The 21,506-nt window shown below is 69.6% G+C and carries 20 protein-coding genes; 15 read left to right on the top strand and 5 right to left on the bottom strand.

Features of this window, described 5'->3' with window-relative positions:
* Positions 1-222: 222 nt before the first annotated feature.
* The 9 genes from ACFWPQ_RS38185 (at position 223) to ACFWPQ_RS38225 (ending at position 10,692) form a co-directional block, all read left to right on the top strand.
* A complete protein-coding gene (locus tag ACFWPQ_RS38185; RefSeq protein ID WP_384045474.1) occupies positions 223-1,542 on the top strand; it encodes an ABC transporter substrate-binding protein in 1,320 nt (439 codons plus the stop codon).
* A 78-nt stretch (positions 1,543-1,620) separates the two neighbouring features.
* On the top strand, positions 1,621-2,601 hold the full coding sequence (locus ACFWPQ_RS38190; protein ID WP_384045477.1) for a carbohydrate ABC transporter permease: 981 nt from the start codon (positions 1,621-1,623) through the stop codon (positions 2,599-2,601).
* Between the two features lie 71 nt (positions 2,602-2,672).
* Positions 2,673-3,569, top strand: a complete 897-nt coding sequence (locus tag ACFWPQ_RS38195) for a carbohydrate ABC transporter permease (protein WP_384045559.1) — start codon at positions 2,673-2,675, stop codon at positions 3,567-3,569.
* 40 nt (positions 3,570-3,609) lie between these two features.
* A complete protein-coding gene (locus ACFWPQ_RS38200; RefSeq protein ID WP_384045480.1) occupies positions 3,610-4,650 on the top strand; it encodes a LacI family DNA-binding transcriptional regulator in 1,041 nt (346 codons plus the stop codon).
* Between the two features lie 666 nt (positions 4,651-5,316).
* Positions 5,317-6,201: an SDR family oxidoreductase gene (locus ACFWPQ_RS38205; RefSeq protein WP_384045483.1), complete on the top strand. Its 885-nt coding sequence runs from the start codon at positions 5,317-5,319 to the stop codon at positions 6,199-6,201.
* 44 nt (positions 6,202-6,245) lie between these two features.
* Positions 6,246-7,028 carry an SDR family NAD(P)-dependent oxidoreductase gene (locus tag ACFWPQ_RS38210; RefSeq protein ID WP_384045486.1) on the top strand — a complete coding sequence of 261 codons (783 nt, stop codon included), beginning with the start codon at positions 6,246-6,248 and terminating at the stop codon, positions 7,026-7,028.
* A gap of 70 nt (positions 7,029-7,098) precedes the next feature.
* Positions 7,099-8,778, top strand: a complete 1,680-nt coding sequence (locus ACFWPQ_RS38215; RefSeq protein ID WP_384045489.1) for a thiamine pyrophosphate-binding protein — start codon at positions 7,099-7,101, stop codon at positions 8,776-8,778.
* Between the two features lie 64 nt (positions 8,779-8,842).
* Positions 8,843-9,346, top strand: coding sequence for a VOC family protein (locus tag ACFWPQ_RS38220; protein ID WP_384045492.1), 504 nt, complete (start codon positions 8,843-8,845; stop codon positions 9,344-9,346).
* Positions 9,347-9,447: 101 nt separating this feature from the next.
* Positions 9,448-10,692, top strand: coding sequence for an MFS transporter (locus ACFWPQ_RS38225; protein ID WP_384045495.1), 1,245 nt, complete (start codon positions 9,448-9,450; stop codon positions 10,690-10,692).
* Between the two features lie 12 nt (positions 10,693-10,704).
* Here the strand turns inward: ACFWPQ_RS38225 and ACFWPQ_RS38230 are convergent, their stop codons facing one another.
* Together ACFWPQ_RS38230 and ACFWPQ_RS38235 are read right to left on the bottom strand one after the other, a co-directional pair.
* Positions 10,705-11,349: a TetR family transcriptional regulator gene (locus ACFWPQ_RS38230; protein ID WP_384045498.1), complete on the bottom strand. Its 645-nt coding sequence runs from the start codon at positions 11,347-11,349 to the stop codon at positions 10,705-10,707.
* A 50-nt stretch (positions 11,350-11,399) separates the two neighbouring features.
* Positions 11,400-12,674, bottom strand: coding sequence for a PucR family transcriptional regulator (locus ACFWPQ_RS38235; RefSeq protein ID WP_384045501.1), 1,275 nt, complete (start codon positions 12,672-12,674; stop codon positions 11,400-11,402).
* A gap of 167 nt (positions 12,675-12,841) precedes the next feature.
* Here ACFWPQ_RS38235 and ACFWPQ_RS38240 point away from each other — a divergent pair, with 167 nt between their 5' ends.
* The gene (locus ACFWPQ_RS38240; RefSeq protein ID WP_384045504.1) at positions 12,842-14,716 is read left to right on the top strand and encodes an AMP-dependent synthetase/ligase; all 1,875 of its coding nucleotides are present in this window, start codon (positions 12,842-12,844) and stop codon (positions 14,714-14,716) included.
* Positions 14,717-14,721: 5 nt separating this feature from the next.
* Positions 14,722-15,114: a VOC family protein gene (locus tag ACFWPQ_RS38245; protein WP_384045507.1), complete on the top strand. Its 393-nt coding sequence runs from the start codon at positions 14,722-14,724 to the stop codon at positions 15,112-15,114.
* 1,050 nt (positions 15,115-16,164) lie between these two features.
* Here the strand turns inward: ACFWPQ_RS38245 and ACFWPQ_RS38250 are convergent.
* On the bottom strand, positions 16,165-16,590 hold the full coding sequence (locus ACFWPQ_RS38250; RefSeq protein WP_384045509.1) for a MarR family winged helix-turn-helix transcriptional regulator: 426 nt from the start codon (positions 16,588-16,590) through the stop codon (positions 16,165-16,167).
* A gap of 85 nt (positions 16,591-16,675) precedes the next feature.
* On the opposite strand from ACFWPQ_RS38250, the gene ACFWPQ_RS38255 reads away from it, so the two are divergent.
* Complete coding sequence (locus tag ACFWPQ_RS38255) at positions 16,676-17,089, top strand: PaaI family thioesterase (RefSeq protein WP_384045512.1); 414 nt, start codon at positions 16,676-16,678, stop codon at positions 17,087-17,089.
* A 65-nt stretch (positions 17,090-17,154) separates the two neighbouring features.
* Positions 17,155-17,967 (top strand): amidohydrolase family protein, encoded by an 813-nt coding sequence (locus ACFWPQ_RS38260; RefSeq protein ID WP_384045514.1) that lies wholly within the window; start codon positions 17,155-17,157, stop codon positions 17,965-17,967.
* A 17-nt stretch (positions 17,968-17,984) separates the two neighbouring features.
* Here ACFWPQ_RS38260 and ACFWPQ_RS38265 read toward each other — a convergent pair whose 3' ends face one another.
* Entirely contained in the window at positions 17,985-18,458 is a 474-nt protein-coding gene (locus ACFWPQ_RS38265) for a 4-oxalocrotonate tautomerase family protein (RefSeq protein WP_384045517.1), read from the bottom strand.
* Between the two features lie 88 nt (positions 18,459-18,546).
* A complete protein-coding gene (locus tag ACFWPQ_RS38270) occupies positions 18,547-19,473 on the bottom strand; it encodes an SDR family oxidoreductase (protein ID WP_384045519.1) in 927 nt (308 codons plus the stop codon).
* Positions 19,474-19,569: 96 nt separating this feature from the next.
* Here ACFWPQ_RS38270 and ACFWPQ_RS38275 point away from each other — a divergent pair, with 96 nt between their 5' ends.
* The gene (locus tag ACFWPQ_RS38275; protein ID WP_384045521.1) at positions 19,570-20,262 is read left to right on the top strand and encodes a TetR/AcrR family transcriptional regulator; all 693 of its coding nucleotides are present in this window, start codon (positions 19,570-19,572) and stop codon (positions 20,260-20,262) included.
* Between the two features lie 542 nt (positions 20,263-20,804).
* Positions 20,805-21,503 carry a hypothetical protein gene (locus ACFWPQ_RS38280; RefSeq protein WP_384045524.1) on the top strand — a complete coding sequence of 233 codons (699 nt, stop codon included), beginning with the start codon at positions 20,805-20,807 and terminating at the stop codon, positions 21,501-21,503.
* Positions 21,504-21,506: the final 3 nt, after the last annotated feature.

A 21,506-nucleotide genomic window follows, 5' to 3' on the forward strand; every position in this document is an offset into this window, starting at 1 on the left:
GTCGGCGACACAGAACGACTTCCGCTCGTAACAAATCCGATGCACGCCTCTTGCGCTTCCCGCGGCCGTCGACGTACGTTCCACGGCAATCGATTACCATCCAATGCTCCCAGGGTCGGATGAGCCGCCGGCCCGCCGCCGTACCCCCACACACCGGCACGCCCGACCATCCCCCGGGACGCCTCGCGCCCGCTCAGCCGCTGTCACTCAAGGAGCACAGCCATGGCCATGAGATACCGATGCCTCGCGCTCGTCGGAGCCGTCTGCGCACTCGCCCTGACCGTGTCCGCCTGCGGTGGAGGCGGTGGCGACAAGGGGGACGGCTCGTCCGGTCCCGTGACGCTTGAGGTGTGGACCGACAAAGAGGGCGTGAAGCAGGCCGTCGAGGCCTTCAACGCCGCCCACAAGGATGTGCGGCTCAAGTACGTCAACGTCCCCGGCTCCGAGTTGGTCAACAAGGTCACCAACGCCCACAAGGCGGGAGACGCGTCCAAGGCCGCCTGCCTGGTGCTCAACGACAACCGCAACGGCGGCATGTTCCTGTCGCAGGGCATCGTGAAGGACCTCACCGACTCGGTGAAGTCCTATGAAGGCCAGTACGCCAAGGGCTCCTTCGTCAACCTCAGCATCGGCGGCCGAATCTACGGCGTCCCGGCCCAGCGCCAGCCGATCTTCACCGTCGTCAACGCGGCGCTCTTCAAGAAGTACGGCCTCACCGCTCCCACCTCCTGGGACGAACTGATCGCGGTCGGCGAGAAGTTGAAGCAGCACGGCGTGTCCGTGTTCAACCTGGCCGGGGAGGACCCCTCGACCTTCATGTACATCGCGTGGCAGGGCGGGGCCCACTGGTACAAGGTCGAGGGCGACGCGTGGAAGGTGGACTTCACCGACCAGGCCTCCCGCAACGCCGCGCGCGTCATGCAGGAACTGCTCGACAAGAAGCTGGTCTCCAAGATCAGTTACGCCGACTACGCGGCCATGATGCGGGACTACGAGCAGGGCAAGATCGCCGTCCGGCAGCTGTCCACCTGGCAGCTGGCCAGCTTCGAGCAGAACATGAAGAAGAGCCTCGGTGTCTGGGAGGCGCACGACAACCTCACGGTGCCCGGCCAGTCCACCCCCACCTCCGCCTCCGACACCTCGGGCTACATGGTGCCCTCCCTCTGCAAACACTCCGAGGAGGCGGTCAAGGCGGCCGTCTGGCTCACCACGCAGTCCAAGCCCCTCAACGCGATGGCGAACACCACGACCGGCAACGGCTGGTACCCGGCCGTGGAGAACACGGACGCGTACATCGACGCCGTCACACCGAAGAAGCTGATGGGCAAGTACGCCCCGGGGCTCAAGTCGGTCATCAAGGACAACGACACCTACGCGGACGGCTGGGAGTACGGCCCCGACTCCACCGCGATGTACGAGGAACTGGCCGACCAGTGGGGCAAGGCGATGAACGGTCAGCTCACCGTCGCGTCCATCCTCGACCACATGCAGCAGTGGACCGTGAACGACCTGAAGCAGCGCGGGATCAACGTCGTCGAATGATCCGGATCAGCCAAGGGCGGCGCCCGCCGACGGGGCGCCGCCCGACCCGTCCGCAGACAGACGCACCCAGGAAGTGCCATGGTCACCTCAGCAACGCACGTAGCACCCCAGGGAACACCCACCACACAGACCCGACCGTCCCGGGGATCCGAGCCGCGCCGCCGGACTCCCCGCTGGCGGACGCTGCGCGCCCTGAAGGGGATGGGCTTCGCCGCCCCGTTCTTTCTGGGCTTCCTGCTCACGTTCGTCGCGCCACTGTGCTACGCCCTGTGGGAGAGTTTCTTCACCATCCGTAGCTCGGGCCTGGGCATCGGCGGGCAGACCGTCGAGTTCGCCGGGTTCCACAACTTCGCCCGGGGGCTCGCAGACAAGGCGTTCTGGGCCTCGGTGCTGCGCGTGCTCGTCTTCGCCTGTGTCCAGGTGCCCGTCATGCTCGGCCTCGCGGTGGTGATGGCCCTGCTGCTCGACACCGTCCCACGGCGCACCGCGAACCGCTTCCGGCTCGCCTTCCTCGTGCCGTACATGATCCCCGGCATCGTCACCGGTCTGATGTGGCTCTACCTCTACAGCCCGCGGCTGGGCCCGTTGCGCGGTGTGTTCTCGGACCTCGGCGCGGAGGTGAACTTCTTCTCGTCCGGGCTGCTCTGGTTCTCCATCGGGAACCTGCTGACCTGGGCGCACATGGGGTTCAACATGCTGATCGTCTACGGTGCCCTGCAAGCGGTCCCCCGGGAGGTCTTCGACGCCGCGCGGGTGGACGGCGCGTCCGAGCTGCGGATCGCGCTCTCCGTCAAGCTGCCCTTCGTGCGCGGCGCGCTGGTCTTCACCGGGATGCTCTCCATCATCGGCACCCTGCAGCTGTTCAACGAGCCACTCCTCTTCCGGCAGGCCGCCCCGGAGACGGTGACCAAGGACTACACCCCGATTCTGATGATCTACAACCAGGCCTTCGACAGCACCGACTACAACTACGCCGCCGCTCTCTCCGTCCTGCTCGCCGTCGTGGCGGGCATCGCCTCGTTCCTCTTCTACTCGTTCACCAACCGGAGGCAGCGGTGACCCTCACGGACAGGACGGCCCGGCCCGGCGGGGCGGCGGCCGGGCGCGATGCGGGGTCGCACGGGAAGGCCCTGCCCCGCAGGCGGCGCCGGGCGGCGGAGAACGCCGAGAATCTCCCGGTGGGCCATCACCGTTCACGTACCTCACAGTTGCTCGTCCTGGCCGGGCTCGCCCTGTTCGCGGTGTATTCCGTCGCGCCGGTGTGGTGGCTGCTCGTCTCCGCCACCAAGGACCAGCACGGACTGCTGTACTCCACCGGTGTGTGGTTCTCGCACTTCAGACTGGCGGACAACATCAGGACCGTTCTCTCCTACGACGACGGCATCTTCGTGCGCTGGCTGCTCAACTCCCTTCTCTACTCGGGGGTCGGTGCGGTCGTGTGCACGGTCGTCTCGGTGGCGGCGGGCTACGCCCTGTCACGGTTCGAGTTCCCGGGCCGGCGCCTCGGCATGGGGCTGGTCGTCGGCTCCTTCCTGCTCCCGGGAGCGCTGCTGACCCTCCCCATGTACCTGCTGTTCTCCAAGATCGGTTTAGTCGACACCGTCTGGGCGGTGCTCATCCCCACGTTCGTCAGCCCCTTCTCGGTGTACCTGTCCAAGGTCTACATCGACGGATCCGTACCCGAGGAACTGGTGGAGGCGGCGCGCATCGACGGCGCGGGCGAGGTGCGCATCTTCGCCACCCTCGTGATGCGGCTCATGACCACCGGCGCCGCCACCGTCTTCCTGCTCTCGTTCGTCTCCAGCTGGAACGGCTTCTTCCTGCCGCTGACCATGCTGCAGGGCGAGGACAAGTGGACGCTGAGTGTCGGGCTTTACGCCTGGAACGCGCAACGCGCCAGCACCGAGGTGGACCTGACGGCCCTGGTTCTCACCGGCGCACTGCTCTCGGTGGTACCCCTGGCCGTATTCATGATCGCAATGCAGCGCTACTGGAGGACAGGAGTGACCCTCGGGGCGCTGAAGTGACGGTGGCGAACCGCCGTCCTGCTGAAAGGAACGTGCAGACATGCAGCGGCCGCTCGCCGACACCCCCACCCTTGCCCAGGTGGCCCGTATGGCCGGGGTGTCCGTACCGACCGCCTCCCGGGTGGCCAACGGCCGGGAACACGTGGCCCCGGCCACCCGGGTCCGGGTCGAGGAGGTGATGCGGCGCACCGGCTACCGGCCCCGGCCGCGGGCCTCCGAGACCCTGGCGACGCCCCTGCTCGATCTGGTGGTGCCTCACCTCGACAGTCCGTGGACGGGGGAGATGCTCCGCGGCGCCGAGCAGGCCGCCGCCGATCGCGGTCTGGGCGTCGTGGTCTCGGGACAGCGCGGGGGAGCCGCCGCCGGGCCGGGGATGCGGCCGCCCAGCGGCTGGCTGGACCGGGTACGCGAACGGGGCACGTCAGGTGTCCTGTTCGGACTCGCGGAGCTCACCGCAGCCCAGTACATGTGGCTGACCCGGAACGGGGTACCGTACGTCTTCGTCGACCCCGGTACCGAGCCGCCGGCCGGCGTACCCGCGGTGGGCGCCGCCAACCGGGACGGCGGCAGACAGGCCACCGAGCACTTGCTCGCGCTGGGCCATCGCCGGATCGCCGTGCTCGGCGGCCACCCTCACACCCTGTGCAGCCGGGCACGTGTCGACGGCTACCGGTCGGCGATGGCCGCGGCCGGTGTACGGCATCGACCGGAGTTCGTCCGCCACGCGAACTTCGACACCGGGCTCGCGGAGCGGACCACGCACGAACTGCTCGGTCTGACCGTCCCGCCGACCGCGATCTTCGCGGCCTCGGACCAGATGGCCGCGGGAGTCCTGCGGGCGGCCGTTCGGCGCGGACTGAGGGTTCCCTCGGAGCTCAGCGTGGTCGGCTTCGACGACATCGCCGCATCCCACTGGCCCCTGCCCGGGCTGACCACAGTGCGGCAGCCGATCGCCGACATGTCCGCCCAAGGCGTGCGCATGCTGGCCCGCATGGCCCGTGGAATGCCTCCCGAGGACATCCGCGTGGAACTGCCGACGCAGCTGGTGGTCCGTTCCACCACGGCGAGGCCGCTCCGCTGATCGGCGACGGCGACCGACGGATGCCGTGCATCAGGCCCACATCATTCCGGGTGACCTCGTCGATGACGGCGCAGGCGTCCTTCCCGACACATGCAGGCCCGGCCCCGCTCCGGGGCGACGGTCGCCCCCGAGATGACATAAGTCGCTTCCTGATTGCAAGGTGCAAAGTCTTGTTATTCAGGACAGTTGACCGCAGCGGCATGCGCACCCAATCGGCTACCGGGGGCACGCCTCCTCATCCACCGGACGCAATGACGGCCAAGGCCGCCGAGAGACTGCGCGGCGCGTTCACCCATAGCGGTCGAGTCGCTCCACAACCGGGACGACGTGACGGCGGACCAGACGCGTCCACCAGACCTGCTCCCGCCCCGCATCCCCGACATGCCACCACTCGACCCGCCGAGCCGCCACTTCGGCAACAGTGCCGGACGCCGCGACTTTCCGCCTGGCGCTCTTCGACACCCACGACCAGATCAAGGGCGTCCTGGATCCCGCGGCATCCTCCCGCCGAGGAATCTCGCCGCCCGGCCGTCGCCCGCCCCGCGCCTACCGGAGGCACCCTCCCGTTGCGCACAACCCTTGACATGACACACCCACTGGCCCCAGTGTCCCGCTTTACGGGATGTCACTCCCACAAAACAGGACAGCAAGAAGGGCGACGAGGCCATGTACGACCTGCGCGGAAAAACGGCATTCGTCACCGGTGGCGACAGTGGCATCGGATTCGGCATCGCCCAGGCGCTCGGTGAGGCCGGGGCGACGGTCGTGATCTGTGGCCTCGTCGAGGAGACACTGCGTGAGGCGGAGGAGAGGCTGGCCCGGACCGGCGAGGCCCGGGCGGTGACCCTGGACGTCCGCGACCGCGGGGCGTTCGCGGACGTCGCCGACCTGCTCGACCGGGACTTCGGCGGCGTGGACGTCCTGGTGAACAATGCCGGTGTCGGCTTCCTCTCGTCCGCCGCCGAGGCGACCTTCGAGCAGTGGGACTGGGTCCTCGACATCAACCTCACAGGTGTCTACAACGGCGTCCGCACGTTCCTGCCCCGTATGCTCGCCTCCGGCCGTCCCGGCCACATCGTGTCCACCGCCTCCATCGGCGGCCTGCTCGGCGCACCCGGCGCGGTGTACTCGGCGGCCAAGGCCGGTGTCATCGGCCTCATGGAATCCCTCGCGGTGGAACTGCGGGACACCGACGTCAAGGTGTCCGTCGTGGTCCCGGGGATCACCCGGACCAACATCCACCACGGTCCGCCGCCTCCGGGCTCCGCGCCCGCCCGGACACCGGGCGGCGCGACGGAGGACGCCCTCCACGCGGCCGCGATGGACCCGAGAGAAGTGGGCGACCGCGTGCTGAGGGCGATCCTCGACAACCGCTTCTACGTCGTCACCCACCCGGAACACCGGGAACTGCTCTCCCGCCGCTTCGAGGCCATCCTGTGCTCGGTCCCGGACGAGGAGCCCGACCCCCGCCGCGCCACGGTCGAGCGCTCCATCCTGGCCAACCCGGTCTACGACGACGTGGTCGCCCTCGCCCACCGGGCGCGGTCATGACGCCCGGCCCGTCCGTGGCGGGGAGCCCTGATGCGCCCCCGTCCGTGGCCAAGGGGCTTGTCCCGTCCTGGTCCGAGACCCAGGGCCAGGTCGTCCTGATCACCGGGGCCGGCTCCGGGATCGGCCGGGCGGCCGCCGAGCTCTTCGCGGAACGCGGCGCCCTCGTGGTGGCAGCGGACCGCTCCGAGTCGGGAGCCGAGACCGCCGAGAAGATACGCGCCGCCGGTGGCACGGCGTGTTTCGTGCGGGCGGACGTCTCCGTGGAGACCGAGGTCGAAGCGATGGTGGCCATCACGCTCGACCGGTACGGAGCCCTGGACGCCGCCTTCAACAACGCCGGTGTCGCGCCACCCGTCGGACCGCTGGAGACGATCGGCGCCGCCGACTGGGAGCGTGCCCTGGCGGTCAACCTGCGCGGTGTCTGGCTGTGCATGAAGTACGAACTGGCCGTGATGGTGCCACGGCGCGCCGGCTCGATCGTCAACACGTCGTCGGTCGCCGGGGTGGCCGGCTGCCCGGGCTCGGCCGGGTACGCCGCGGCCAAGCACGGTGTGGTCGGTCTGACCAGGTCTGCGGCGGCAGAGCACGGGCGGCACGGGGTCCGCGTGAACGCCATCGCTCCGGGACTGACGGAGACAGGCATGTTGCGGCATCTCAGGGACATCGAGCACCTCGACGTGGCCGGTGCCGCCGCCGGCACCCCCCTCGGCAGGATCGCCGAGCCCCGCGAGATCGCCGAGGCCGCCTACTGGCTGGCCTCGCCCCGGGCGAGCTTCGTCACCGGTCACGTCCTGAGCGTGGACGGCGGGGAGACGGCTGCACCCTGAGCCCCGTCCCGGCTCGTCGACCTCCCGGAGCCGCGCCCGCGAGCGCCCGGGACCAGCAAGGAGGAAACCCATGGGCCGCATCAACGGCGGCGAGATCGTCGTACGGATCCTGCGCCAGGCCGGCGTCGACACCCTGTTCGGCATCAACGGCGCCCACATCGACAGCGTCTACCAGGCAGCCCTGGACCACGGTCTGCCCGTGGTGGACACCCGGCACGAGATGAACGCAGGCCATGCCGCCGAGGGATACGCCCGAGTCCGCAACGCCCTCGGTGTCGCCCTGCTGACCGCCGGCGGCGGCTTCACCAACGCGGTGACCTCGATGGCCAACGCGCTCCTGGACCGCACCCCCGTCCTCTACCTCGCCGCGTCCGGGCCGCTCGCCGACGACCAGACCAACACCCTCCAGGCGGGCCTGGACCAGGTCGCGGTGGCCGCTCCGGTGACCAAGTGGGCCCATCGGGTGACCCGCACCGAACTGATCCCGCGTGTCCTGGCCCGCGCGGTCCGCACCGCGCTGTCCGCACCGCGCGGCCCTGTGATGATCGATCTGCCGTGGGACGTACTGACGGCGGAGACCGACGAACCGGACCTGAGCGGCGAACTGATCGGCCGGCCCGACCACGGCCCCGCCCCTTCCTCCACCGCCGTGGCGCAGGTGCTGGACATGCTGGCCGAGGCCGAACGTCCGGTGATCCTCGCGGGCTCCGAGGTGCCCCGGTCGCGGGCCGGTGGTGCGCTGCGCGCCTTCGCCGAGCGGATGGACGTCCCGGTGTTCGCCGACTTCGAGGGGCTCGGCTCGCTGACGGGCAGTCCACTCGGTTTCGGCCTGCTGCAGTCGCTCCACGGGCTGCCCGCCGGATCCGAACCCGACCTGGTGGTCATGGTCGGCCTGCGCTTCGGGCTCACCACCGCCCATGGGTCGGGCGCCCTCGTCCCGCACTCCGCCCGCGTGGTGCAGATCGACCCGGACGGCTCCGAGCTGGGACTGCTGCAACAGGTCGATCTGTCGGTCGTCGCCGACCCGCTCCCGGCGCTGCGCGAACTGGATCAGGAGGCCGCGCGCCGGCCGGCGACGGCGGACCGGCAGCGGCACGCCTGGAAACAACTGCTGCGCACACACCTCCGGCGCCGCCGCGACGCCGTGGCCGCCCAGGTGGTCCTGGACGACCGCATCCACCCGTACCGGGCGGTCCGCACCATCGCGGGCTGCGTCCCGGCCGGCTCGGTCGTCGTCGCCGACGGCGCCCTCACCTATCTGTGGCTGTCCGAGACCATCCCCGACGCGGCCCCGAGCGCCTTCCTCTGCCACGGATACCTCGGCTCCATGGGGGTGGGCATGGGCGTGGCCCTGGGAGCGCAGGCCGCCGACCGCGACGGCCACGTCGTCCTGGTCACCGGTGACGGCGCGCTCGGCTACAGCCTCGCCGAGTTCGACTCCATGGTCCGCGCCGGACTCCCCGTGGTGACCGTCGTACTGAACAACCGGGCCTGGGGCGCCACCCTGCACGCGCAGCAAGCTGCGCACGGACCGCACCGGATCGTCAACAACCGTCTGGAGAACGGCTGTTACAGCGCGGTCGCGGCGGCCCTCGGCGCGGACGCCTACCAGGTGTCGGACATCGCGGATCTCGCGCCCGCGCTGACCAAGGCACTGGCGGCCCGGCGCCCGGCCTGCGTCGAGGTGCACGTCAGCCTCGACCCCGTACCGCCGGAGGAGCGCGTGATCATGGGCGGCAGTCCGTTCTGAGCAGCGTGTCCGTGACCGTTCCACCGCGATCCCCACCAGGCCGCAGCCCACGAAGGAGTGGACCGTGCTGTTCGACTTCGGCCAACCCACCGACGGCATCATCCAGCTGGCCTTCGTCGTCGAGGACCTCGACACGTCCATGGCCCGGTTCACCGACAGCCTCGGGGTGGGCCCGTGGACCGTGTTCCGCGACTTCGCCGGTGAGGCCCCTCGCTACCACGACAGCCCGACCGAGGCACGCGCGCATGTCGCGCTCGGGTTCGGCGGGCACCTGCAGTACGAACTCATCCAGCCGGCGGACGACCTGCCCTCGGTGCACCGGGACGTCGTCCTGGAACGCGGCTACGGGTTCCACCACTTCGGCTGTGCCACCACCGAGTTCGACGAACGGGTGCGCGCGATGCGGGACAAGGGCTACCCACCCGTGTTCACGGACCGCGTCGGCCCCGGATCACGCGTGGCGTACTTCGACACCCGGGACGTCCTCCCCGGCATGACCGAACTCATGGAGGCGAGCCCGTCGCTCAATTCCATGTTCACAGCGATGTACAAGGCGGCCCTCCCCTAGCCGCCCCCTCCCCGTCCGCTCCCCGACTCCCCGCTCACCGCGCCTTCCCCGTTCCCCTCCCCCGTCGCACACCCGTCCCTGAAAGCGCAGGAGAAACCCCGATGAGCCGCATCAAGAGAACTCTGACGTACGAGCACCGTCTGGTCGCGATCTTCTTCCTCGCCTGGGGGCTGGTCTTCCTGGACCGCCAGGCACTGTCCATCCTGATGCCCCTGATCATCAAGGACGTTCCCCTCACCAACGGTGAGATCGGCCAGGTCAACATGTGGCAGACGATCTGCTACGCGCTGTCGGCGCCGACGTTCGTCCTGCTGGCCGACCGGCTCGGCAACCGCAAGCGCATCCTTCTCATCGGCATCGCGGCGACCTCCGTCCTGACGGCCGCCATGGTGGGCGCGCACTCACTGACCTACCTCATCGTCGTCCGGGCCCTGCTGGGCGCGGCCGAGGGGGTCGTCATGCCGATCGCGATCACGCTGGTCGCCATGGCGTCCCGGCCGCGGAAGCTGGGCCGCAACGTCGGACTCGTCTACGCGGGTGCGGCGGTCATCGCCTCCACCATCGGCCCCACCCTGGTGACCCAGGTCGCCACCGCGACGAACTGGCGGTTCGCGTTCCTCTTCATCAGCGTGCCGAGCCTGATCGCCGCCGTGCTGGTGTGGTTCGGCGTCAAGGACGTCGGCGTGCTGCCCGCCGCGAACCCGGCCGCGGCGGCGGACCGGGCCACCCTGGCCGCCGTACTGAAGAACCGGAACATCGTGACCTGCGTGGTCATCAGCGTCTTCGCGATGGCCGGCCTGTGGACCTTCAACTCGTACATCTCGCTCTACCTCACCGAGGTGAGCAGGCTGTCCGTGAACACCGCGGGCGTGGTCATGTCGGCCTTCGGCATCTGCACCATCTTCTGGCAGGTGTTCCTGCCCTACTCCTCGGACCGGATCGGCCGCAGGCCGGCCATGCTCGGCTACGCCGTGCTCGCCGGAATCACGCCCGCACTGCTGTTCCTGTTCCCCAAGAGCACGGGCAGTCTGGTCGTCTATGTGGCGATCGGCGGCATCATCCTGACGCTCACCTCGCTGTTCACCAGCATCATCCCGGTGGAGAGCGCGCCGCCCGCCCTGATGGCCACAGCGGGCGCGCTGATCATGGGTACCGGTGAACTGCTCGGGGCGTTCGTGGTGGGCATCGCGGGACGGCTGGCCGACAGCAACGGGCTGACGGCGGTCATGGGCGCCTCGGCCGCTTCCTATCTGGTCGTCGTCCTCGTGGCGCTGGCACTCAAGGAGACCCGGCGTCGGCAGAGTCCCGAACCGGTCGCCGCCGCGGCCGAGACAGCCGCCGCCTGACCGGGGACCGGCTCAGCCGGTCAGCAGCGACCGCAGAAGCTCCATCGACCTCTCGACATGGGGCACCGGCGAATCGTCGTCGGTGCCCTCCGAGCCGGATCCCGACCAGCGCTCCACCCCCGTGCGCACCGCGGTGAGGGCGAGGGCGGCCATCAGGCCCGGAACCTCGTCCCCGGGCTCCAGACCGAGCCGTCGGCCGACCACTTCGGCGACGGACCGCCGGAACCCGTCGAAGCGGGCCACCAGCGCGGTATGGAGAGCGGGATGCTCACCGGCGAGCGCGAACACGTCGCGCAGGTCCGCACGCGACGGCGGGTTGTCGGCCAGTTCCCGCACGAGCAGCCGGGTCAGGTCGGCGAGGACCTCCCTGGCCGGCGCGGGGCCCGCCGCGACGAACTCCTCGATCAGTGGCGAGGGCAGTTCCGTCGGCCCCGGCAGAACCGCTTCTTCCTTGTTCGGGAAGTAGTTGAAGAAGGTCCGGGAGGAGACGCCCGCCTCCGCGCTGATCATGTCGGTGGTGACCTTGTCGAAACCGTGCTCCCGGACCAGCCGCAGGGCGGCTACGCGGATCTCATGACGCGTTTCACGGCGCCTGCGCTCCCGCAGGCTCTCACCGGGGATGACCATGAACGGATTATTACACAGGACGTAAAGCATGCAGTGACTGCACGAATACGCCGGACGGGGTGGAGCCCGCGAGCCGGACATCAGTCGCGGCTTCGAGCAAGGCCGGAGGAATCACGGAGTCCCTGCGGAGCGATGAGCCGGCGGGCTGCGAGGGCCGCGGCGAGCCGCTGCATGTCCACGGGATCGGCGGGGTTGAGTCCGGTGAGGTGCGCCACGCGGCGCAACCGGTAGTCGACGGTGTTCGGGTGGACGTGGAGGGCCGCAGCCGTCCCGCGGCGGTCGAACCGGCTGGCCGCGTAGACGTCCAGGGTGTGCGCCAGGTCTGGATGGTCCGCCAGCGGTTCCAGCAGCGCGGCGAGTGCGGTGCGGCCCTCACCGGGGCGGGTGAGCTGGTATTCGAGAAGCACGTCGGGGAGCCGGTAGAGGCCGGGTGGGCGCCCGAAGGCCCGTACCACGTCGAGGACTTGGCGGGCGAGCTGGGCGGCGTCCTTGACGCCGTCCGGGGCCGCGAGTTCGGCGGTCGCCGTGATGTCGACGCCCGCGGCCCGGCCGATGTCCGCGACGAGGGTGCCGACGGTGCCCCAGTCCCAGGAGGTGCCCGCACTGTCCACGGGCACCAGTACGATGCCGCCGCCGTGGTCGAGCACGGACAGCACGGGTTCCGCCGTGAAGCGCTCCAGTGCGGCCCGCACCCGGCGCAGTTTGCGACGGCCGGCGATAGGGCCGCCCGGTCCCCGCTCTGCCTCGTCCGGATGCTCGCCCAGCCTCAGCGGCATCACCAGATAGAGGTCGGCCAGCCGGATGCCGGCGTTCGCCGCCGGTTCGGCCGGCGATTCACCTCGCAGCAGCACGGACGTGACCATGTCCCGGGCGTGCTGCTCCTGGTTGAGCATGCTCTGCCGTTCCAGGAGATAGCCCTCGCAGATCGCCTCGACGGCGGCACCGAGGAAACGCATCACGAGCCGGTTGGCGCTCAGGACGTCCGTGAGGTCGCCGGGTGCCGCCGGTTCCACGAGCGCGTCCCACAACTGCCGCATACCCAGGTGGTATCCGGCGATCACCGCCTCCAGCGGCACTCCCTCCTCGGCCCGCCGTGCGGCCGAGTCGACCAGTTCGGACAGTTCCTCCGGCAGCGGGTCCCGGCGCTCACCGAGCAGCCGGGCTACGAGCAGCAGGCTGTCCTCGACCACCCGGGCGATGTCGCCCTGGATCTCCTCGTCGGGAAGTTGCCGGTAGATCGGGATCGTGTCCACGAAGCTCAGCACGATCCGTCGGGCCAGCACGGGCACCATGCCCGTCAGCCGGAGATGGACGGGCTCGCCCCCCACCTTGAGCTCGGTCCTGGGAAGGTCCATGCCATCAAGCGGACTTTTGTGACCCGTCACAATAACCTCCCGGAATCTCTGCGAGAGCTCCCAGTATCCAGCAGGTCCGCCATGGCAGAGGCTGTGCTGTGGCACATATTGCCGAGACGCCGGTATCCCGACGGGGCCGGCTACAGCGCACTACGAGGAGGTCAACGGTGACCGAAGCGCTCTATGCCACCGAGCGTCCCCAGGAGCAGACTCTTCCGCGCCTCGTCCTGCGCAACGCGACGCTCTACGGCGACGCGCCCGCGCTGTCGTCCCTGGACGAAGCGGATCGTCCCACGATCACCTGGGCCGGCCTGCGCCAAGAGATCGCCGAGACCGCACGCGGTCTGGCCGCCATCGGGCTGGCTCGAGGCAACCGGATGCTCATCATGGCGGCCTCGTCTCCGGACCATCTGATCGCCGATCTCGCGGCGGTCCATCTCGGAGCGATCTCCTGCACCGCGTACCAGACGCTCAGCCCTGACCAGATCGTGTACCTCGCCCGGCACAGCGGAGCACGCGTGGTCGTGCTGGGTGGTGCGGACGAACTCGGCCGGTGGAAAAGGGCGTTGCGAGAGCTCCCGGCGATCCGGCGGGTCGTCCTGATCGATCCCGCCGCCGTGCCGGAGGGCGACGAACGGTACGTCTCCTGGGAGGAGCTGCGGCGCACCGGCGCCGCACTGCACACCGCCGATCCGCGGGTGTTCGAGGACGCCTGCGCGGCCGTACGCCCCGAGGATCCGCTCTCGATGATCTACACCTCCGGGACCACCGGCGACCCCAAGGGCGTCGTGCTCTCGCACCGCGGGGTGCTGGACCAGTCGTACGCCCTGCTCGAACTGCACGGTTGCCCCATGCACATGACGAACATCTCCTATCTCCCGCTGGCGCACATCGCCGAGCGGCAGGGTTCGGTCTACATGCCGATCGTGGGCGCCGGCCATGTGCACACCCTCGCCGACCCGCGGGCGATCGGCGCGGCGCTGCCGAAGGTTCGCCCGCAGCAGTTCTTCGGCGTGCCCCAGTTGATGGAGAAGCTGGCCGCCGGGCTGCGGCGGACCTGGGAGACCCTGCCGCCGGAGGCCGGCGCGGCGCTGCTCGACGCGATGGAACTGCGCAAGCGGGACTACGACCTGCGCAGCGCCGGACAGGACGTGCCCGCCGAGCTGACGGCCGGGATCGCCGAGGTGGACCCGGCGGTGCTGGCTCCCGTGCGGCGCTCCCTGGGACTCGACCGGCTCTGGTTCCTCAGCTGCGGTTCGGCCCCGGTTCCGGTCGAGGTGCTGCGCACCCTCGCGGGCGTCGGTCTCGAGGTCTACGAGGTTCTCGGCATGTCGGAGACGTCGGGGGTCTTCACCACCAACTCCGCCACCGGCTTCAGGGCCGGGAGCGTGGGCCGGGCGCTGGGCCGGACCGAGGTCGCGCTCGCCGACGACGGAGAGATACTCGTCCGCGGGGCGGTGGTGTGCCTCGGCTATCTCCAGGAGGACGGCAGGATCCGGCCGGAGGTGGACGAGAAGGGCTGGTTCGCCACGGGCGACGTCGGCTCCCTCGACGACGACGGCTTCCTCACGGTCACGGACCGCAAGAAGGAGATCATCATCACCTCCGGCGGCAAGAACATCGCCCCGGCCCAGGTCGAGAGCCTGCTCAGAGAACACTCGCTGGTCGCACAGGCCCTCGCGATCGGAGACCGCCGGCCGTACGTGACCGCGCTGCTGGTTCTCGATCACGAGGCGCTCGGAGCGTGGGCGGCCGGGCAGGGCCTGGCCGGCACCGAGCCGGCGCTGCTGGCCGAACGGCCGGAGATCCGGGACCAGCTGGCGCAGGCGGTGGCCGCCGCCAACGCCCGGCTGGCCCGCGTCGAGCAGGTGAAGCGGTACCGCGTGATCACCGACCCGTGGAGCGCGGCGACCGGCGAGACCACCGAGACCCTCAAGCTCAAGCGGCGGATCATCCACGAGCGATACGCCGCCGAGATCTCCGCCCTGTACACGGCGGACACCCACGGAAACACCCCGCACGAAAGCGAGCCGGTCCGTTGATCAACATGCACCACGCCCATCTCATGGCCACCGACATCGAGGAGACGATGTCCTTCTGGCGACACGGATTCGGCGCGAAGGTCGTCTACGACGTCGACTTCGCGGGTTCCCGGAACGTCTTCCTGACCCTCGGCACCGGCCGTATCCATCTCTACGACCAGCCGCCCAAGGTGGTCGGGCAGGGCACTGTCCACCACCTCGGTGTGCAGACCGACGAGTTGGAGACCGTGGTCGAGCGACTGCGGCGGCTGGGAGTGTCGGTCACGGACATCCGCCAGGAACCCACCGCGACGTATGCGATGGCCAAGGGACCGGACAACCTGCTGATCGAGATCTTCCAGCCCGATCCGACGCTCCTCCCGCCGGAGTTGCGTCACTACTTCGGCCTGGAGGCATGACCCACCGATCGTGTGCGTCCACGTCCGTCCGACGCACGCGATCCCCTCGTCGAGCGGCAAGGTGGCGTTCGGCGTCGAGGACTCCCGGCAGGTTCGTTCACGTGGACGGGGCGGCGACCTTGATGTGACCGCTGGTGTCCAGGTCGACCTGACCGTCGAAGAGTTCGGTCTCCTGGCCGCGCCTCCCTGGCGGTCGCACTCGTCACGCCAGGGACCAGTCCCTCCGGACGCCTGAAACACGACCGGTACCAGTTCACGCAGGGCACTGCCGAGGTGATCGAAGAAGTCAGACAGTGCTCTTCTGGGAGCCTGTGCCCTCCGGGCCCGGGCGACCATGCGCGGCTGAGGAGGCATCTCCCGCGAGTTGGGTGAATGAGGACATCCCGAGATCGACAGGCCGCCGGTTGCGGGCTTGTTCGTCGTCGAGCCGGGCGAGTTCGTCCAGGGCACCGGCAAGGCCGACATCGGGTCCTTCGTTTCGCCGAGCCGGCCTTCGCGTCCGGCTTCGGTGATCCGGGCGACGAGGTTGCTGCGGATCTCGGCCTGGCGCGGGCGCCGGGCGGGATCGGCCGGAGCATCGAGGAGCGCGTGCAGACTTCCTGGATCACGGTGGAATCCTGGTGAGGGGCGGAATCCTGGGCCCAGGCGCGATAACACCTCCAGCAGGCACCAGGCGCGGGAACCGGGCCGGGGCGGCGGCGCACCGTGCTTCTCCGAACTGCCGCAGGCCGTCACCGGGGCCTTCCCGGCCGCCAGTACCTCCCGGAAGTCGACGGCGATCGCTTCCACCGTCAGACCCTCGCGATCGGGGAGCCGGTGAGACTCGTACCGATCGCTGGACTCCACCAGCCGTTCCCGCCCAGGAATCACCCACGTCCCCAGGCTCCGCTCGGGCACATCGCTCATCGCGACCGGTGACCGTGGCGACCGTAGTCAGCGTCCGCCTCCTGAACTGCTCGATTCCCCACACGCGGGCGCAGCAGCCGAGGGACGGCTTGCGGTGTTCGCAGCGGCCGAGGACGGCGGTGTCCCGAACGTACCGTGCGCTGTTCAGGAGTCCCAGTGTGCCAACCTGTCCAGGGCCACGACGGTGCCGGTGAAGCCGTCGGTACCGAGGAGCGCCCGCAGTTCGGCGTTGAAGCGGTCGATCTCCGGCCTGGCCGCGGCCAGCGCATCGGCCCCGCGCTCGGTCAGCTCCACTACGACGGCCCGGTGCTCGTGTGGGTGCCTGCGTCTGGTGACGAGACCCGCGGCCGAGAGCCGGCGGACCAGCGCGGTGATTCCGGACTCGCGCTGCTCAAGGATGCCGGCCAGTCGCTGCTGGGTGATGCCGGGCTCGTCGCTGAGCGCCAGCAGCGCGCCCAGTTGCGCGGTGGTGATCCCGGCCGCGGCCAGCAAACGCCGGTCGGCACTGGTGCGCAGCTGATGCGCCGCACGCTGCAGAAGGAAGAACAGACGCTGGTCGGGCTCGGGCATGGACCGATCTTGACAGACGCGACGGCCGGGCACCATTCTCAGTTCAGTAGTGAATTGAGAATGGTGAAGTAAGGCAGGCAAGAACATGACCGACGTCCCCGACCTGGCCCTCGCCCAGAAGATCCTGGCGACCCAGCCCTTCAGTGTCCTCCTGGGCGCACGACTGGTGGCATTCGGTGACGGAGAGGCCGCACTGGAGCTCGACATCCGCGAAGAGCTCTGCCAGCAAAACGGTTTCGTCCACGGCGGGGTCCTCAGCTACGCGGCGGACAACGCGTTGACCTTCGCCGCCGGCACCGCGGCCGGGAGCCGCCCGCTCACCGCCGGATTCACCATCGACTATGTCCGCCCGGCACAGGGCGTACTCCTGCGCGCCCGCGCCCACGTGATCCGGGCCGGCCGCACGCGCGCCGTATCCCGATGCGACCTGACCACCGTCGCCGCCGACGGCGCCGTGGCCCTCTGCGCCGTCGCCCAGGGCGCCGTCTCCTTCACCTGACCCCTCGAACGGCATCCGGCACGGCGCACCCTGACCGCACCACGACAGCACGGAGAGGCGGAACCTTGTCCATCGTCGACGTGTGGATGCAGCATCCGACGCTGCGTCACTCCAACCACCAGATGTTCGAGTCACTGCGGCGGTGGACCGGGCAGGGCCTTCTCGAGGAGGCCCTGCCGGTCGAGGTGACCGTGTCCGCGCTGGAGGCCGCAGACGTGGAACTCGGCCTCGCGGCGGCCTGGTACGGCCCCGACGGACCGCTGATCAGCAACGAGGAGGTGGCCGGATTCGTCGAGCGGTCCGGTGGCCGACTGCGCGGCGTCGCGGGGGCCGACCTGGCGAACCCCATGGAGGGCGTGCGCCAACTCCGTTATGCCATCAGGGAGTTGGATTTCGTGGCGCTGCGGATCGTGCCCTGGCTCTGGGGCCTGCCGCCCACCGAACGGCTCTATTATCCGCTGTACGCGGCCTGCGTGGACCTCGGAGTCCCCTTCTGTACCCAGGTCGGGCACACGGGCCCACTGCGCCCTTCCGAGACCGGGCGCCCCATCCCCTATGTCGACCAGGTGGCCCTGGACTTCCCCGAACTCGTCATCGTGTGCGGGCACATCGGTTACCCGTGGACCACGGAGATGATCGCTGTCGCGGACAAACACGAGAACGTCTACATCGACACCAGCGCCTACACGGCCCGGCGCTATCCGCCCGAACTGGTGGAATACCTGCGCGGCCGGGGGCGCGACAAGGTCATGTTCGGCACCAACTACCCGATGATCACGCCGGCTCGGGCCCTGGAACACCTGGACGACCTCGGCCTGGACGCGAAGACGCGAGAGCTGTTCCTGTCGGGCAACGCCCGTCGCGTCTTCGGCCTGTAGCGCCCCGGCCGAACACGTCAGGCCAGCGCGGCCCGAATGGCCTCGGCCCGCTCCTCGGTGAACACCCCGCTGCCGAGCAGATCGAGGATCGACAGCACACCGCCGCGCGAGCCCCAGGCGCCCTCCTCGATGACACGGAAGTTCACCCACCAGGTCGGCGACGGCTCCGGCAGCCCGCAGGCCTCCGTCATGGCCGCGAGGACACGACGGATGGCCTCGCCGCGGACCTCGTCGGACCAGTCCGCGTTCATGACGGCCACGTCGATGACCATCACGTCCGCCGGCTCCGCCGCGTCGGCGAGCAGGATCCCTCCGATGGCGACCATGTCGGGCTCGCGCTCGACGAAGTGCACCTGGAATCCGACGCGGGCCGCCGGGACGAACTGGCCGACCTCGGGAACGAGTACGGCGTCGGTCAGCGACTCGGCGAGCCTGGCGCGCTGCTCCCGGCTCAGGCGGCCCTTCGGGGTGTTCACAGTGATGACGGTCATGACGGTACCTCCGGTTGACATGGTGTTGCGCGGCTGATGGATCGGTTGCGTCCGGCCGGGCCGGGACCCGGAACGGCCGGGCGGCACGTCACGACGTGGACACCATCGGCACCACGCCGGTGAGGCGCTCGGCCTCCGCCCACAGGCGCTGACCGGCCACGGCGTCGCGGGCCTTCGGGGTGACGTCGAGCGAGACCGTCGGCCCGACCAGACCGAGGCGGCCGCCCGGCCCGTAGTAACCGCCGGGGACGGTTTCGGAGCTCGTCGCCGCGTACAGCAGCGAACCCGCTCCCTCGGTCACGTCCTGTGAGGGCAGGAAGCCGAGCATGGTGAACAGCGAGCGCTTCGGCTTGTCACGCCCGAGGCTGGGGCCCGAGGTGAGCAGGTTGGTCCGCGTGTATCCGGGGTGCGCCGCAGCGCTCAACAGGTTCCAGCCCCGGTCGGCGGCGAGCGCAGCCAGCCGCTGGCTCAGCATGAGGACGGCGAGCTTGGACTGCATGTAGGACCGGGTGTCACTGTAGCGCCGGTGCTCCCACTGGAGATCGTCGAAGTCGATCCGCCCGTGATCAGCAACTCCGCTGCTCATGAACACCACCCTCGGCGCCCGGGCCACGAGCAGGGCGGGCAGGAGCCGGACCGTGAGGGCATAGGGGCCGAGGAAGTTGGTGGCCATCTGGAGCTCGAAGCCGTCGGCCGTGACGGTCCGGGCCGGAGGGGCCATCACTCCGGCGTTGTTGAGCAGCAGATCGACCGGCAGCCCGTCGGCGACGAGTCCGGCGGCGAACTCCCGCACCGAGGCCTGGTCGGCCAGGTCCAGACGGCGCACCTCCAGCAGCGCGTCCGGGTTCCGCCGCAGCAGCTCGGCACGCGCCCGCTCCCCCGCCGCGGGGGTCCGCACGGCCATGACCACATATGCCCCCGCATCTGCGAGCCGGCGCGCGGCCTCCTTGCCGACGCCGCTGTTGGCGCCGGTGACGACCGCCACTCTGCCGCCTTGGTCAGGCAGGTTGTACACAGCAACTCCCCTCTATCAGACCATCGGTCTCTTGCAGGAAAATTATCAGACCGGTGGTTCGATAGCAAAAGACCGGGAGTCTGTAACCTGGGACACATGACCACGCCCTTCCAGCGCGCCCGAAGCGAACCGCAACGCGCTCTGCGCCGGCAGGCGATCCTCGACACCGCCGCCGCGATGCTCACGGAGATGCCGGTCGCACAGGTGAGCCTCAACGAGCTGAGCCGCCGGGTGGGCCTGGCGAAGTCGAACGTGCTGCGCTACTTCGAGTCCCGCGAGGCGGTGCTCCTGGAACTGCTGGACACGGCCTGCCACGAGTGGCTCGACCACCTGGGCGCGGATCTCCGGAGCGGGGTCGACATGGACGCCGAGGCCATGTCGCGCGGCGACCAGGTGGCCGCGGTTCTCGCGGCCACGCTCACCGAGCGTCCGGTGCTGTGCGATCTCGTCAACGCCCAGGCCTCCGTCCTGGAACGCAACGTGTCGGCCCGGGCGGCCGCGGAGTACAAGCACGCCTCCAACGCGAACACCGCCGTGCTGGCCGGCCTCGTCCGCGAACGGATCCCGGAACTCGGCGAGTACGACGCACTGCGCTTCGCCGGAGCGACCTTCATGACGACCGGCGCCGTATGGATACACGCGCATCCGTCCGCGGCCGTGATCGCCGCGTACGAGGCCGATCCCGACCTGGCCGCGGCACGCCTCGACTTCATCGACGCACTCCGGCAGACGCTGGAGGTGCTGCTCTCCGGCCTGCTGGCCCGCGCGGCCCACGCCGACTCGGCCTGATCCGCATCATCCAGGGGTCCTTCATTCCTGTCCGTTGCCCGCTCCAAGTGCGGCACCGCTCCCGCCGCGGCCCCAGTGGACGGTTCACTCAGTGCAACTCATTTCGAGGCGACGACCACGGACTCACCCCTCGTCCGGCACGCTGCCGTCGTTCTTCCACGCCACCCCGCAGAACATCACCCTGGCCAGGGTCTGACACATACATCGCGGAGCCACTCGGCGACCTTCAAGCGCCGGACCGGTCGCGCAGCCGGACCATCAGCCGCCGCACTGTTCCCGCTGGCGGGAATTGGGTTTGAGCACCGCGGCCCGCCAGCCGTCGACATGGTCGAGGAGAGCGCCGATCGGCCTCTGTTCCGACGAGCGCACGGCCGACGGTAGGAAATTTGTCCCGGTTGTCACCCGATCTGTTCACTGTCTGTACGTGGACTACCGCTCGTCGTAGCCTGAGTCGGGGGCAGTTGTTCCCGCGTCGAGGGGCGATACGGAATCGGGGGGCCGGGTTGGGAATCCACCTTGTTGGCGGGGGCGAGCGCAGCGACGTGTACGGCGACATCTACGGCCCCTTCGTAGCCGCGGCGGCCAGTCGAGTGCCCAATCCCAAAATCGCCTGCGTCGTCGTTCACCCGGAGGGCGACTGGGGGACGTACGAGCGGGCCGCCAAGGCCTTGCAGGCGGCGCAGACGTGCAGGCCGGTTCCCGTGATGGCGACCGAGAACGACCCCTTCACCATGAAGCGCCTCCAGGACACCGACGGGGACGCGCTCTTCGTCTGCGCAGGACACACACCCACCTACGCGCAGGCGCTCTCCCCCTACGCTCGAGAACTGCGGGAGTGGCTGCGGACGGGTGCGCGCCCCTACGGCGGATACTCCGCGGGTGCCGCGGCGGCGGCGCAGGTCGGGATCGTCGGCGGCTGGTTGCACGACGGCATCCGGATCTGTCCGGAGGAGTCGAGCGAGGAAACGGACGAGCTTCTCATCAGCAGCGGTATCGGCCTCCTGGACTGGTCGGTCGAGGTGCACGCCACCCAGTGGGGCACCCTGTCTCGCGCCATCACGGCCGTGGCCTCACGTCTCGTGGAGCGCGCCGTCGCCATTGACGAGGACACCTTGCTCCACGTAGTGGGCTCTGCCGGGCTCGTCCATGGCCTCGGCAAGGTGCATCTGATCACGCGGACCGATCATGGAACGGCAATTGTTTCGTACCGCCCAGGTGAGCGAGTCAGTTTGGACCACTGAAGC

Origin of the sequence: Streptomyces sp. NPDC058464 (assembly GCF_042721035.1) — a bacterium.
Lineage (GTDB): Bacteria > Actinomycetota > Actinomycetes > Streptomycetales > Streptomycetaceae > Streptomyces.

Coding starts and splice junctions, on each gene's coding strand:
- ACFWPQ_RS38185 (WP_384045474.1), top strand. CDS start 223: ATGGCCATGAGATACCGATGCCTCGCGCTCGTCGGAGCCGTCTGCGCA.
- ACFWPQ_RS38190 (WP_384045477.1), top strand. CDS start 1,621: ATGGTCACCTCAGCAACGCACGTAGCACCCCAGGGAACACCCACCACA.
- ACFWPQ_RS38200 (WP_384045480.1), top strand. CDS start 3,610: ATGCAGCGGCCGCTCGCCGACACCCCCACCCTTGCCCAGGTGGCCCGT.
- ACFWPQ_RS38205 (WP_384045483.1), top strand. CDS start 5,317: ATGTACGACCTGCGCGGAAAAACGGCATTCGTCACCGGTGGCGACAGT.
- ACFWPQ_RS38215 (WP_384045489.1), top strand. CDS start 7,099: ATGGGCCGCATCAACGGCGGCGAGATCGTCGTACGGATCCTGCGCCAG.
- ACFWPQ_RS38225 (WP_384045495.1), top strand. CDS start 9,448: ATGAGCCGCATCAAGAGAACTCTGACGTACGAGCACCGTCTGGTCGCG.
- ACFWPQ_RS38230 (WP_384045498.1), bottom strand. CDS start 11,349: ATGCTTTACGTCCTGTGTAATAATCCGTTCATGGTCATCCCCGGTGAG.
- ACFWPQ_RS38235 (WP_384045501.1), bottom strand. CDS start 12,674: ATGGACCTTCCCAGGACCGAGCTCAAGGTGGGGGGCGAGCCCGTCCAT.
- ACFWPQ_RS38245 (WP_384045507.1), top strand. CDS start 14,722: ATGCACCACGCCCATCTCATGGCCACCGACATCGAGGAGACGATGTCC.
- ACFWPQ_RS38250 (WP_384045509.1), bottom strand. CDS start 16,590: ATGCCCGAGCCCGACCAGCGTCTGTTCTTCCTTCTGCAGCGTGCGGCG.
- ACFWPQ_RS38255 (WP_384045512.1), top strand. CDS start 16,676: ATGACCGACGTCCCCGACCTGGCCCTCGCCCAGAAGATCCTGGCGACC.
- ACFWPQ_RS38265 (WP_384045517.1), bottom strand. CDS start 18,458: ATGACCGTCATCACTGTGAACACCCCGAAGGGCCGCCTGAGCCGGGAG.
- ACFWPQ_RS38275 (WP_384045521.1), top strand. CDS start 19,570: ATGACCACGCCCTTCCAGCGCGCCCGAAGCGAACCGCAACGCGCTCTG.